This window comes from Gluconobacter sp. P5B12, from assembly GCF_018812035.1.
Classification (GTDB): Bacteria; Pseudomonadota; Alphaproteobacteria; order Acetobacterales; family Acetobacteraceae; genus Gluconobacter.
Genome location: NZ_JACRVV010000003.1, coordinates 262,503 through 275,877 on the forward strand (window position 1 = coordinate 262,503; position 13,375 = coordinate 275,877).

General features: G+C 56.6%; 12 protein-coding genes. 2 read left to right on the forward strand and 10 right to left on the reverse strand.

The annotated features are described in order from the left end of the window. Positions 1-31: 31 nt before the first annotated feature. Both glk and KP702_RS08020 read right to left on the reverse strand, forming a co-directional pair. On the reverse strand, positions 32-1,000 hold the full coding sequence (gene glk / locus KP702_RS08015; protein WP_202207417.1) for a glucokinase: 969 nt from the start codon (positions 998-1,000) through the stop codon (positions 32-34). A 93-nt stretch (positions 1,001-1,093) separates the two neighbouring features. Beyond that, entirely contained in the window at positions 1,094-1,897 is an 804-nt protein-coding gene (locus KP702_RS08020) for an SDR family oxidoreductase (RefSeq protein WP_202207418.1), read from the reverse strand. Positions 1,898-2,047: 150 nt separating this feature from the next. On the opposite strand from KP702_RS08020, the gene KP702_RS08025 reads away from it, so the two are divergent. Continuing rightward, positions 2,048-3,217: a hypothetical protein gene (locus KP702_RS08025; protein WP_202207419.1), complete on the forward strand. Its 1,170-nt coding sequence runs from the start codon at positions 2,048-2,050 to the stop codon at positions 3,215-3,217. A 21-nt stretch (positions 3,218-3,238) separates the two neighbouring features. On the opposite strand, the gene thiL is transcribed toward KP702_RS08025, so the two are convergent. Genes thiL through nrdR form a run of 3 tightly spaced genes read right to left on the reverse strand, consistent with a single transcriptional unit; the run spans position 3,239 to position 5,172 of the window. After that, positions 3,239-4,186 carry a thiamine-phosphate kinase gene (gene thiL / locus KP702_RS08030; RefSeq protein ID WP_202207420.1) on the reverse strand — a complete coding sequence of 316 codons (948 nt, stop codon included), beginning with the start codon at positions 4,184-4,186 and terminating at the stop codon, positions 3,239-3,241. Positions 4,187-4,189: 3 nt separating this feature from the next. Further along, positions 4,190-4,672, reverse strand: coding sequence for a transcription antitermination factor NusB (gene nusB / locus KP702_RS08035; RefSeq protein WP_046901521.1), 483 nt, complete (start codon positions 4,670-4,672; stop codon positions 4,190-4,192). Further along, on the reverse strand, positions 4,669-5,172 hold the full coding sequence (gene nrdR / locus KP702_RS08040) for a transcriptional regulator NrdR (protein WP_046901522.1): 504 nt from the start codon (positions 5,170-5,172) through the stop codon (positions 4,669-4,671). The genes nusB and nrdR overlap by 4 nt, the downstream gene beginning before the upstream one ends. A 107-nt stretch (positions 5,173-5,279) precedes the next feature. On the opposite strand from nrdR, the gene KP702_RS08045 reads away from it, so the two are divergent. Beyond that, positions 5,280-5,747: a copper chaperone PCu(A)C gene (locus KP702_RS08045; protein WP_215768748.1), complete on the forward strand. Its 468-nt coding sequence runs from the start codon at positions 5,280-5,282 to the stop codon at positions 5,745-5,747. A 15-nt stretch (positions 5,748-5,762) separates the two neighbouring features. Here KP702_RS08045 and recQ read toward each other — a convergent pair whose 3' ends face one another. The 5 genes from recQ to KP702_RS08070 form a co-directional block, all read right to left on the reverse strand. Next, entirely contained in the window at positions 5,763-7,613 is a 1,851-nt protein-coding gene (gene recQ, locus KP702_RS08050; protein ID WP_202207422.1) for a DNA helicase RecQ, read from the reverse strand. Positions 7,614-7,626: 13 nt separating this feature from the next. Continuing rightward, entirely contained in the window at positions 7,627-8,034 is a 408-nt protein-coding gene (locus KP702_RS08055) for an OmpA family protein (protein WP_202207423.1), read from the reverse strand. 59 nt (positions 8,035-8,093) lie between these two features. Beyond that, the gene (cydC, locus tag KP702_RS08060) at positions 8,094-9,767 is read right to left on the reverse strand and encodes a thiol reductant ABC exporter subunit CydC (protein WP_202207424.1); all 1,674 of its coding nucleotides are present in this window, start codon (positions 9,765-9,767) and stop codon (positions 8,094-8,096) included. After that, positions 9,764-11,455: a thiol reductant ABC exporter subunit CydD gene (cydD, locus tag KP702_RS08065; RefSeq protein WP_202207425.1), complete on the reverse strand. Its 1,692-nt coding sequence runs from the start codon at positions 11,453-11,455 to the stop codon at positions 9,764-9,766. The genes cydC and cydD overlap by 4 nt, the downstream gene beginning before the upstream one ends. 84 nt (positions 11,456-11,539) lie before the next feature. Further along, positions 11,540-13,345 carry a sensor histidine kinase gene (locus KP702_RS08070; protein WP_237389942.1) on the reverse strand — a complete coding sequence of 602 codons (1,806 nt, stop codon included), beginning with the start codon at positions 13,343-13,345 and terminating at the stop codon, positions 11,540-11,542. Positions 13,346-13,375 lie beyond the last annotated feature (30 nt).

Here is a 13,375-nt window from a genome sequence, read left to right on the forward strand (position 1 = left end):
GCCACGTTAGCCAGCCGTCTTGCTCAGTCTGTCAGGAGTGAGCCTCTGCATACGCTGCGGCTGCCCCAAAGAGACCAGGCTGGGGATGCGTGATAATTTTGACGGGCATTTCGCTCATCATGGTCTCAAATCGCCCTTTTGCGACGAAACGTTCGGCAAAGCCGGATTCACCGAGAATATTCGCCAGGCGCAGTCCAAGGCCACCGGCAATCACAACGGCATGGGCGCCGTGTGCCAGTGCAAGATCACCAGAAACGGCGCCAAGGCTGAGGCAGAAGCGTTCGAGAGCCGCTGCTGCGATCGTGTCGGAACCTTCCATGGCGTTCTGCCAGAGCGTTCTGTTATCGCGCAGTGTGATGGGCAGGCCCTGTTGTTCCGCGATGACTTCATAAAGGTTGGTCAAGCCAGGACCCGAGACGATGCGTTCTGCTGATACGCGCCGGAAACGCTGGCGGAGTGCCTTGAGGATGTTGTCTTCAACTTCGTCGAGCGGTGGGTAGTCCAGGTGGCCGCCCTCGGTCTCCATGACAAAGTATTTTTCTCCGCGGCGCAGCAAACATGCTGCCCCCAGGCCTGTTCCTGGACCGACAATCGTAATTGTTCCCTGAGATGGTAGGTCCACGTCCGGCCCACACAGATGTCTCATATGAGAGGAATCAACCTGTGCTACAGCATGGGCCACGGCACCGAAATCGTTGACCAGAACGAAGTTGTCGAGATGCAGACGGCTGGCCAGTTGCGTCGGATGGATGACCCAAGGGTTGTTGGTCATCTTCAGGATCTCACCCGTAACCGGACAGGCTACGGCAATCCCCGCTTCCTTTGGTAAAGGGCGGTCCAAAGTTCTGCCAAAAGCTTCCCAGGCCAGAGCCAGGCTTGCGTGCTCAGCGCATTTCAGGGTGACGGCTTCACCCAGTTCCGCGACGGTTCCGTTTTCGATGCTTGCGATTGCAAAACGGGCATGGGTGCCGCCGATATCGACCGCAACGATTTCCCTCATGACAACTATCCTCTGGCCTGTCTGGCATCTGTTGAATGTGGAAGCAGTCGCCTACCGGCAGCATGCCGTCAAGTTAGTGAGAGGTGGCTTTTCTTAATTTGCAGCACGTTGTCGCACTTCGGCGGAACGCAGCAGGCGATGAACGATTGGCCGCGGCACCAGCATCTCCAGAAGTCGGGCCAGAGCGAAAGGCCATGGAAACAGAAGATGCGCCCGTCCCCGCCCGATGGCGCGCGCGATGAGGCGCGCTGCTTTGGTAGAGGACACCAGGAGCGGTCGAGCCCCTTCCAGACGCTGGCTCATGGGCGTGTCGACATATCCCGGAGAGACAAGCGTCACATGAACATTGTGTGGTGTCATGGCAGCGTGAAGCGCTGTGCTGAAACGGGCAAGGCCAGCTTTTGAGCCGCTATAGGCCGTTGCGACGGGAAGATCATGGAAGGCAGCAACAGAACCGATGAGGGCGATATTTCCGCCCCCCCGTGGAGCCATGCGGCGCGCCATTTCTGTGGCCAAGGTCACGGGCGTCGTGAAGTTGACGAGGGAAATGGTTTTCACCTGCTCCGGGAGTTCCGTGAGTTCATTTTCCGGGCGGATGTCTCCCAGCCCTGCACCGAGAACGAGAATATCGATCGGGCTGACGTCGTCGGCTTCTCGTAAGGCAGCAAGGGCCGCGTCTGTGTCACACAGATCAAGAGCGAGAGTTTCTGTCGTGGCACCGTGGCGTTGGGCCTGAGCAGCGACGTTGTTCAGTCGCTGCTGATTGCGGCCCCATAGAATAAGATGTGTTCCTGCCCGCGCATAGTGAAGTGCGAGGGCCTCACCGATGCCGCTGGAGGCTCCGGTGATCAGAATTCGTGACTGAGGGCCGCGTCTGGAAAGCGGAAAGGTTGCCATGGGAGAGATATCCACGTTGAAAGTCATGGTCGGATTGGTAATGGGAGGGTATAGCCTTCCGGTGCGAAAAAATGCGACCCTGTGCTGTTAAGGCATATTACTCCATTAGCTCTGAAAAATTTTTCAACCAGAGGTGCAAGGCCCGACCCTATGACATCGCCCGCTCCGCAAGATGATCTAGTAGTCCGTCCGGTTACGACGCGGGCACATTTGAAGCTCTTTATTACCCTGCCCCGCCGTATTTACGCTGGAATGCCCGGGTTTGTTCCACCACTGGACATGGAACAGAACGACCTTCTGAACCCCAAGAAAGCTGCCATTTTCCGTCATGCCAGCATTCGCTATTTTCTGGCTTGGCGTGGTGACACCCCTGTCGGGCGTATTGCTGCGATTGTTGATCATCGTGCGATTGAATTCTGGGGTGAGAAAACAGGGTCTTTTGGTGCACTGGACGCTGTGCCGGAGGCGTCTGTTGTTGCAGCCCTCCTGAGTGCTGCCCGTCACTGGCTTCGCCTTCAGGGCATGGATCGCGTGCGTGGTCCGGTTACGCTGAGCGGGAATGGTGAATCCGGGCTCATGATCGAGGGGCAGGATCAGCCACTCATGATTGCGATGCCCTGGCACCCCAAACTGCTGGGGCAGCTGGTCGAAGGCGCTGGTTACAAACGAAGCGAAGATCTTCTGAGCTACCGTTTCGATCTGACTGAAGAAAACAGAGCCAATTTTCGCGTTCCGGGTGATCTGAAAATCGGGGAAGGTCGTCTCGGATCCATTTCCGTGACGCGTCTTTCCAAGAAGCAGATTGCAGCACAAGGTGAAGTCCTGCGGACGCTCTACAACGATGCCTGGAGTGGAAAGTATAATTTCGTGCCTTTGCAGGACTACGAAATGAAGGCGATGATCAATCAGCTCAAGCCGCTGCTGAGACCAGAGCACTATGTTCAGATTGATCAGGACGGTGAGCCGGTGGCCATGGCTCTGGTTGTTCCCAATCTTTACGATATTGCAGGCGATCTCGGTGGTGATCCTACGCCGCTCGGTTGGATCAAGCTTGCTACCCGTCTGGGACTGCATCGCTTTCACTCTGCGCGTGTCATTCTGTTGGGCGTCACGCGCAAGCTTCAGGGCACGATGCTGGGCTCCCTCCTGCCCTCTTTGGCAATTTCGGAGCTGCTGCGTCGCGGGCGCTCTCTACCCTATTCCTGGGTAGAGCTTGGGTGGATTCAGGAATCTGATACGAGAATGAAGAATTTGGCGGAAGCTGTAGTTCCGCATCCTTACAAGCGTTATCGCCTGTATGAACGCTCAGTCCAGGATTGAGATCTGAAAGGGGTGCCAGCTTTAGAAGTGCTGCCACCCTTTTTTTTGTATTTCCATAACCTGTCCCTCGGCATTTAGAACGTGAACTCCCGTTCCTGAGCGGATGGCCCCGATACGAGTGATGGGCACGTTTCTTTGAGAGCACGTCTGAACCAACACGCTCTCGTTTTCAGGGGCACAGGTTAAAAGAAGCTCGTAATCATCGCCGCCTGTGAGACGTTGTTCGAGCCATTGTGACCCGAGGGCGTTGGCGGCCGAGGACGCCGGAACTGTGTCTGCCAGAATATCTATGGCCACCCCGGATTCTGCTGCGATATGACCGCAGTCCTGTATCAGGCCATCGGAAATATCCATCGCTGCATGCACAAGCCCATTCAGGTTCAAACCCGTTCGTGGGCGGGGCAAGTGGTATCTCTCTGACAGGAAACCTGTTGGATCAGAAATTTTCCCTTGGAGGGCTAACAGGCCAAGCGCGGCATCACCGATTGTTCCGGTAACCCACAGGCTGTCACCAGCTTTGGCTCCGCTCCGGCGAAGAGCAGTGCCTTTTTTCAGCCGTCCAAAAACTGTTGCTGACAGAACAAGTGGACCCGCCGTCGAGGTCGTGTCTCCCCCGAGCAGCGTTACGCCATAGAGCTTCTGATCTTCCGCCAGGCCCGCAGCAAACGCACTGAACCACACGTCATCGTAGCGAGATGCGTGTGGGATGGTGACGTTCAGGGTGTAGGCATAGGGCTCTGCGCCCATGGCAGCGAGATCTGAGAGATTGCAGCGAAGAAGCTTGCGCCCCACTGTTTCAGGGGGATCTTCCGTCAGAAAATGGACGTTCTCGACCATCGTGTCGGTAGAAATGGCCATCTCCTGCCCCGAGGGGCAAGAGATCAGCGCGCAGTCGTCTCGAAGGTCGAGACTTTCCGGGCCCGCGAGCTGCCGGAAATGTCGGGCGATGAAACTGAATTCGCCCGACATGCTTCAGGTGTTGCTTTCGTTACGTCGGCTGACGGCATCAAGAATGCCGTTCACCATCTTTGGCTCATCCCCGAAGAAAAAGCCGTGCGCAACGTCCATATATTCATTGATGACGATGCGGTCGGGCGTATCGGTATCAGCGATTTCGAATGTTGCAGCCCGGAGCAGTCCACGAAGAACGGGGTCGAGGCGCGTCATTGGCCACTGCTCGGGAAGCAGATCGCTTAACGTGTGGTCGATCTTGTCCTGATCGAGCGTTACGCCACGAACAATTTCCTGCATCAGGGTCAGGTCGGCATCAGGAATGTGGCCGTCTTCGAAGGATGCTGTCGGGCTGACGCGGCGGTGACGGAGAAACTGGCCGAGAACGGTCTCCGCATTGTCGCCGGACTGTTCGCACTGGAACAGAGCCTGAACGGCTGCAACACGGGCAATGGTCCGGCTGCGGCGCGTTGGTCGGCTGTTGGGCGCGTCTGATGCGGTCATGGTGTCTCCTGGGAGTCGTTTTTTCCGGGAGACGCATCTGCGTCCCCGGTTATGGGGTTCATGTCGGCGAGGATCTTCGAGAAAGCCTCGACCTCGCGGAAGTCGCGATAAACGCTGGCGAAGCGGACATAAGCCACACCGTCCACCTCGCGCAATGCGTCCATCGCAAGTTCGCCGATACGATGTGAAGAAATATCCTGCTCTCCGGACGCCTCAAGCTGCCGGACAAGCCCATTGACCAGGCGTTCCTGCCGCTCTTCTTCAACTGGGCGTTTGCGCAAAGCGACGCGGATCGAACGGCTGAGCTTGTCCCGATCGAAGGGGACACGCCGGCCATCTGCCTTGATAACGTTCAACTCGCGAAGCTGAACGCGCTCTACGGTTGTGAAGCGCTGTGTGCAGACCGAGCAGACGCGCCGACGTCGGATCGCGGTCCCGTCTTCACTGGACCGGCTGTCCTTTACCTGAGTGTCGTCGTGTCCGCAGAAAGGGCAACGCATGAACAGTCCTGATCGTTCGGGCCTTGTCGGGGCCAGGAAAATAGGAGCAGTTTACCGGATCATCCGTTCTGGCCCAAATGGGCCTGTCCGTTACCGGGAGACTATCGTTGAAACGGGTATCTGCGGCTTTTGCTGTCTTGTTATCGCTCTCTGCTGTTCCTGCTTTTGCGCAGGAAACTGGCGCTCTGCCAGTTGCACAGCATAATCGCCAAAAAATTGTCGTTCTGGATGGAACACTCGCCCCTTCGAAGCATGACGACACACGGGCCAATGCGTATTTCACGATTCGCAATGACGATGACAGTGATCATCTGTTGAAGGGCATCACGTCACCGGCCTGCTCCACCATCACGGCGCATCACACGAACCAGGAGCAGACGCAGGCCACGAACGATCTGTTTTCGCATCTGGCCCTGCCCCATAACTCAGACATGATATTTCCGGTTTCCGGTTATCATCTGCTGTGCGGTGGTGTGCAGCAGGGTCTTCAGCTCGGACAGAAAGTACCGTTTACCTTCGAGTTCCTCGATGGTGACAGCATAACGATCGGTTTTACGGTCGAAGCGGCCAAATAAACTGATTTGGAGATCTCAGGCCATGATGGTGGCTGAGATCTCCTTGATAACGGCCAGAACCGATTCGCCGTACCGGTCGAGCTTGGATGCACCCACCCCTTTGATACTACCGAGTTCCTGATGGCTGACGGGGTGTTCTCTTGCGATGTCCCGAAGAACCGAATCGTGGAAAATAACGTAGGGGGGAATTTCCTGCTCCCGTGCTTCTGAAAGGCGCCATTGCCGCAGGGCATCGAAAACAGATTTTTCTTCTGCGGAAAGATTGTCGTTTTCCGGATTGGTGGTCGGAGACCGCGCAATAAGGCTCTGCTTGGCGTCCAGTCGCAAAGAGACCCTTTCTTCCCCACGAAGGATTGGCCGCGCAATCTCGCTCTGAAGCGCAAGGCTCCCATGTTCGCCGTGCGTCCGGATTGCACCGCGCGCAATGAGCTGTCTGACCACGGCACGCCACCAGTTCTCGGTCTGATCCTTCCCGATCCCGAACACTGAAAGGTGCTGATAGGCGTGACGTTCGATGGTTTCGTTGGTTTTGCCGCGTAAGACATTGGTGAGCTGGACGGCGCCGAGGCGTTGTCCAGTGCGATAAATGGCTGACAAAACTTTCTGTGCGGCTTCAGTGCCATCGAACGTGGACACGGGATTGATGCAGTTATCGCAATGGCCACAGGGAGAGGAAAGATTTTCTCCAAAGCAGGCCAGAAGGGCTTGAGTCCGGCAGCCTGTGGTTTCCGTGAGGGCAATCATGCTCTCCAGACGGGACTGCATGACGCGCTTTTCGTTTTCAGGCGCGCTTGACTGCTCCAGCCAGTGTCGCGCGCGAGCCATATCCTCACCGCCATAAAGCAGGAGTGTGTCTGACTTCTCACCATCACGCCCTGCCCGTCCAATCTGCTGGTAATAGGCTTCCGGAGAGGATGGCATGTCCAGATGCACTACGCAGCGGACGTCCGGGCGATCAATGCCCATTCCGAACGCTACGGTGGCAACAATGACCATGTCCTCGCCAGAGCGGAACCGCATGAGGGTCGCCCGTTTTTCAATAGGAGACAGGCCTGCATGAAACGGAAGCGCAGTCAGGCCTTTGCCCCGTAGCATCGTTGCTACACGTTCGGTCTTGTTACGGCTTCCACAGTAGACGATGGCAGCGCCGCTCCGATGGCTTTCCAGTGCCTCGGTCAGCTGCTTGCTTTCGCCTCCTTTTGGGCGGGCTTCCATGAAAAGGTTAGGTCTGTGAAAGCTTGCCATCAGGACGCGCGCATCGGGCATCCCGAGAACATTCAGGATATCGTCGCGTGTGCGCGGGTCAGCCGTTGCCGTCAGGGCAATACGGGGGACGTTCGGGAAGAGTTCAGGAAGCGATGCGAGGGCCCGATATTCCGGTCGGAATTCGTGTCCCCATGCAGAAACGCAGTGAGCCTCGTCAATCGCGATCAGGGAAATACGGCGCTTGGAGAGAAAGTTGCTGGTCGCGGGCTGTAAAAGCCGTTCCGGTGAAATGTACAGGATGTCGATCTGATTATTGCGAAGATCCTGATGCAGGATGTCACGCTCTTCAGCATCCAACTCGGAATGAAGAGCTGCGGCACGGATACCCAGCTGCCTCAGACCTGCTACCTGATCGTCCATCAGGGCAATCAGGGGAGAAATAACGAGACCCATGCCGTCCCGACATAATGCGGGAACCTGATAGCAGAGGCTCTTTCCCCCGCCGGTGGGCATGAGGACGAGAACGTCTTCGCCCCGCATGACAGTTTCAACGGCCTCTCCCTGGAGGCCGCGAAATCCTGGAAACCCGAACACGTCTGCAAGGACCTGTTCGGGAGATTGGCCCGGTTTGGCCGCAGGGTGGTTTTGTCCCTCCGTCACTCCGGGCTCCGGCTCAAAGACCCGGTGTGATCGTGATGGAGACGCGACGCAGCGCAACGTGGGATGCGTCAATGGTCGCCTCTGGTTCTGGCTTGATCTCGATTTTGGCGCCGTTCACGCCGTCATTGGCAAGCTGTGTTGCAACAGCCTGCGCGCGGCTGTCAGCAAGCTCCTTAAGAACTGCTGGATCACCGTTCATGCCAGCAGAACCGGAAACGCGGATGCTCTGAGCATGTTCATTGCGTGCTGCCGTAGCCGCTTTTGTCACAACAGCCTGAGCAACCGGGCTTAGTGAAACGGAATCACGGTCGAAAAAAACAACGTAGCTGTCGCGTGTCGGCTGGTCGGCACAACCGGCCAGAGCGGCGGTCAGGACGAAAGCCGGAGCCGCAATACGGATGGAAGAAAGGATACGAACCATGGCGTGACGTCCTGAGAGAAAGAATTGAGGCTCCTAGGTGCCTTGTCGGCAGAGTCTGGTCAACCTGCGCTTGAAACTACCTGTCCGTTCTCAAGGCGCCAGATGCGATCCAGCCTTTCAACGCCTGTCAGGCGATGAGCGATCAGCAGAACGCTGCGGCCTTCTGCAACGTTGTTCAGGGTCTCCAGGAACGCCTTCTCGGTATCTGCATCGAGGCCTGTTGCAGGTTCATCGAGGATCAGGATCGGGGCGTCTGACAGCAGGACACGGGCGAGTGCTATGCGCCGCCCCTGCCCGCCGGAGAGTTTCGATCCGCTTTCACCAATCCATGTATCGAGACCTTCAGGAAGGCTGTGCACCAGATCCGCGACTTTCGCCTGATCGAGAGCATTCCAGAGTGCGGCTTCTGGAACATCGGTGCGGCCGAGAAGAAGGTTATTGCGGATCGTATCATCAAAAAGGTGGCTGGACTGCGAGAGCCACGCGACCTGAGAGCGCAATGCGTCGTTGTTCAGATTGGCAATATTTTCGCCACCCAGACGAATTTCTCCGTCTTCAGGCGCAACAACTTTCAGAATCAGCGCTGCAAGACTGGATTTTCCAGCACCCGATGGGCCAATCAGCGCCGCACGTTCGCCCTGCCGAAGAGAGAGGGTGAGATCACGAAAAACTGGTTCCCGATTCGGAGCCCATCGAAAGGTTACCCTATCGACTTTGATGTCTCGTCCAGATGGAAGCGGCGTTGTTCCCTCGGCGACAGTCGGGGTCTTCTCGGCCACTTCCATGATGCGTTCAGCAGCGTACGAGACCTGGCCATATAACAGGCCTGCACGAGAGAGGCCCGTCACGCCTTCCAGAGCGGTAATGGCGACAAAAAGTGCTGCGATGCCAGCAACTGGGGCGGCCTGCTGGAAAATCAGACCTGCGACTGCGCAGAGAATGATGGCAATACCTGCTTTGGCGACCAGGCCAGCCACCAGATTTGTCAGCGCCATGCGGATGGCCTGTCTGCGCTGGGCAGAGAACAGGGCTTCCTGACGTTCAGTTACCGCGTTTGCAAGGACGTCTTCGGCGCCAAAAGCGCGAGCCTCACGAAGACCCGACGTCAGATCAAGAGCTGCTACGCGCAGATCCGCCTCAGCGTGAAGAATGTCCGGGCCGAAACGCCGTGACACTCGGGTTGCCACCCAAGGCATGGCGAAAGCAAGGACCGCGAATAGTACTGTTGTGAGCAAGCCGGGGAGTGTTCCAGCTTTAAGCCAGACAAACGCGGCAACAGGCAGCGTCAGAACAGCGGACGCCATCGGGACCAGAATGCGCAGGTAGAGATTGTCGAGCGTCTGGACGTCCGAGACCAGACGAGACAGGAGATCTCCAGAGCGTTGGAAGCCAAGGCCTGCTGCTGCGCCTTTTGCTAGACGGCGATAGAACCACACGCGCAGGTCTGACAGAGCGCGGAACATCGCATCATGCGTATAGAGGCGTTCCAGATATCGCAGGACGATCTGGGAGGCACCGGCTGCCTGTAACAGCATCGACCCAGCAGCAACCCCTACGGCAGCCGCCGCAACGCGACTACCGGCCTGCCCCATCAGAGCCAGACTGGAACATACAGCCAGTTCTGCAATGACGATGCCTGTAATCAGGCGGCCGTAATGTGGCTTCCAGACGCGGATAATACGCGAAAGAGCCGTGCTGTTCTCCGGGCGCTGCGATTGAAGAGAAGCGCTCATGCTGCTTGCTCCGTATAGGAGATAACGCGACCCTTGCTGAGAACAAGGTGGCGACCATGGAACTTCTGGGCCTGCGCAGAATGTGTACAGAGAACCACTGTTCGCCCCTCAGCCAGACGATGAAGGCTGGTCAGGATGTCTGCCTCTGTCGCCGGGTCCAGATGTGATGTGGGTTCGTCCAGAAGCAGAAGTGGCGCGTTCTTGAGGAAGGCTCTGGCAATTGCAATGCGCTGGGCCTGTCCGCCTGAAAGACCAAACCCGCCTTCTCCGATCCGCGTTTCCAAGCCTTCGGGAAGATGCGGGATATAGCTATCCATTGCTGCGTGAAAAATGGCTGACTGCAACTCCTGTTCGGAAGCCTCAGGTTTAGCGAAAAGAATGTTCTCGCGAATTGTTCCTGCAAAAAGGACCGGCTTCTGCCCGATCCAGCTAATGCGGGATGAAATCTGTCGTGGCGTCAGGGTAGCCATGTTTGTGCCGTCCAGAAGGATGCGGCCCTGTGTCGGGTCTACAAAACCCAGAAGAAGTTCGAGAAGTGTGGACTTGCCTGCGCCCGAGGGCCCTTCCAGGATCAATGTCTCGCCGGCCGGGAGCGTGAAGCTCACGTTTTCGATCACGGGACCACGTTCTTCGTTCCAGGAAAACGACAGGTTTTCAGCAGTCACGGTGAGGCCACGGCCATTCTGTACAGTAGCAAGTGCGGGCGTTGACGACAGTTCTTCAGGAAGGTCAGCCAACTCGTGCATAGCCTCCGCGGCTGCCGTCGCATGCGCGCGATCCTGATAAGCCGCAGACAAGGCACGGAAAGACGCGAATGCTTCTGGTACAAGAAGAATGGCGTAAAGGGCGCGTGTGAGAGCAATTTCAGGCGTCGCGCTACTAAGATTATGGCTCTGGGTGATGACGATCAACACCAGCGCTACGACCATGGCGATATCTGTCGTAGCGGATGCAATGAAGGCAATACGCAGGACTTTCATAGTCCGTAGTCGTAGATCGTCAGCACTTGTTGCCAGCGCCTGTGCTTCACGTTCCGTACTGCCGGACAGCACAATTGTGGCAATTCCCTTTACCCGGTCCAGAAAACGCGTCTGCAAACGCGTCATGGCTAGAAACTGACGGCGGGACGCAACCGCAGTGGCGATGCCGAAGACAGCCTGGAAGACCGGAAGGGATGCGCAGCATATTGCGAGGATGACGCCTGCACGATGGTTCTGCCAGAAGACAGCAGCAACGACGATCCATTGCGAGACGAGCCATAGCGCGGATGCTGGAAGCCAGCGTGCAAAATAACCATCCAGCGCTTCCACGCGATCCACAAGCGTGGAGGCGATGACTGAACTGTGTTGCCGACGCAGGAGCGCGGGGCCTTCGCCAATAATGCGAGCCATGATTTCGGATCGAAGCCGACGGCGAGCAGAAAGACTGGCGGACGATGCTCTGATGTCCTGCACAGCCGACAGGCCTACACGGAGGATGCTCACGATGATGAACATCCCGATAGCCGGAGGGGCATTGCCCGGATGTCCGGTTAGAATGGCAGCAAGTGTCCGGGCGAGAGCCCATGCCTGCAGAAGACCCAGAAGGGTCGAGAGCAGTCCGAGGATCACTATAACGGAGATCAGGGAACGGCTGGCACGCCCCTGAGCTTTTATCCACGCTTTTGCGATTGTCTTGTCGGCCTTCATGATCCCTGCATATAGGTCGCAAAGTCGCCACAAGACAGTCTTTGACGCATTTCTTGCTGCTTATTTAGATTTTAAGTGCGTATTTCAGGAGTCGGACGGTTTGCGCGTGCTCGTGGACGCTGGCGACTCTTCGCTGTGGATTGCTTTGTGAGCAATCGCGACAGCTGTCGGAGAGGGATCCGCAGGTACGAACTTCATGTTGTACCATGTGCCATCTTCATTCGAGATCAGAAGATCCGCGTTGATCTGGCGGGCAAATCCACGGATCAACTGAATGCCGATTCCTTCTCGCCTGTTGCGTGACTCCGTAGCGCGTGAGGCTTCAAGTCCGATTCCGTTATCCCCAAGCTCGAACGCCACTAATCCCGTTTTATCGGCGGGAGGATTTTGGACGCGATGAAGGGAAATACGAATGATACCGGATCGATTTTCCGGAAAGGCATAACGAAGGGCGTTGCTGACGACTTCGGTGACAATCAACGCAACTGGCACGGCCTGATCTGGCGAGATCAGGACGTGTTCGATGTCCAGCTCCAGCCTGATCCGCGTTTGCGTATTCATGCTGTGGGCCGAAAAGAGAATTGAACAGAGCTCTTCCAGAAAGCTCTGAACATCCAGAGCGGACAAACCATTTTCAGAATACAGATAGCGATGCAGTGTCGCGAGTGCGCGGACCCGGTCTCGTACCAGTCGAAATTCCTCTCGCGCTTCATGAGAGCGAATGCGGCTGGCCTGAAGATTCAGCAGTGATGCAATGACCTGAAGATTGTTCTTAACCCGGTGATGAATTTCCCGGATAAGCATGTCCTGATGGTGTGCGGATTTCTCCAAGGCCTGCTCATGGCGTGTCAATCGGCGCGTTGCTCTAAGAAAGGCGCGCTCCAGGTGTCGAATTTCCAGTGGGATAGAGCGGTTAATTCTTGGATCGAAGGGCGCCCCTCGCCTCCAGTCCGCTACTGCCAGAGCAAGCCTCTCCAGTGGCTCGACAAGAAAGGTTCGGGCAGCCCAGGCTACGATGAGCAACTCCAGAACCAGAAGAGTGGCAATCAGACTCACGCGAATCAAAAAGATATTAAGGGCACGGTTCTCTTCACGGGTGCGCTCAGTGGCAACCAGCAGACTGACTGGGCCATAGGCGTTCTGCAGCACATAAGTTGTGCCGTGGGACGTGAACGAGTCATGCAAGGCATGATTGGTAAGATCTCTTTTGAGGCGATCATGAACAGCAGGAGGCAGCGTGGGAATGTAAGGATGATCCGGGAAGAGCGAAAAAATCGACCCATCTCCCATCATGAGAAGATGTCTCGCGTTGTCATTTACCCCGAGGAGTAGTCTTCCATCCCCGACAGGCAGGTGACTACGCTGCCAACCAAGCGTTCGTACCGCGATAATGTATCCTGCTATCGTTCCCTGGCTCATCAGGGGAACGACGAATCTTACCAGAGGGCCACGTCCCCCTTTGATAACATCCACGCCGATATTAGGGCGTTCAGCATTTTGAGCCAGCGTTGTGAGAAGTTGGCCTGAAGGACAGATTGCGGGGTCTTGAGAAGACGGCGGTGGGAGCACAACAGAGGGGTGTCCCTGCGCGTCTGTCAGCATCAGGGAACAATAGTGATGCTGTGAAATCGTTTGGACCAGGCCAAATTCTCGGAGTGCGGTTTCTGCGGTTATATCGCGGTCGGCCAGCATATCCAGAACGCTGTGCGTCTGATCCAGATCGCTTGACAGTTCAGAGAGCGCAGCCTGGGCATCGCGTTCGGTTCTGGCCAAAGCGTTGCCAACGTTTTCCTGATAGCTATGCCAAGCCAACAGGCCTGCGATTGTCGCAAGCGGAAGCGTTGTCGCAACAATCAGGGCCATTACACGGGCCCCGACCGTATCGAGCATACGCACACTGCGAAAAACCATTTTGCGATA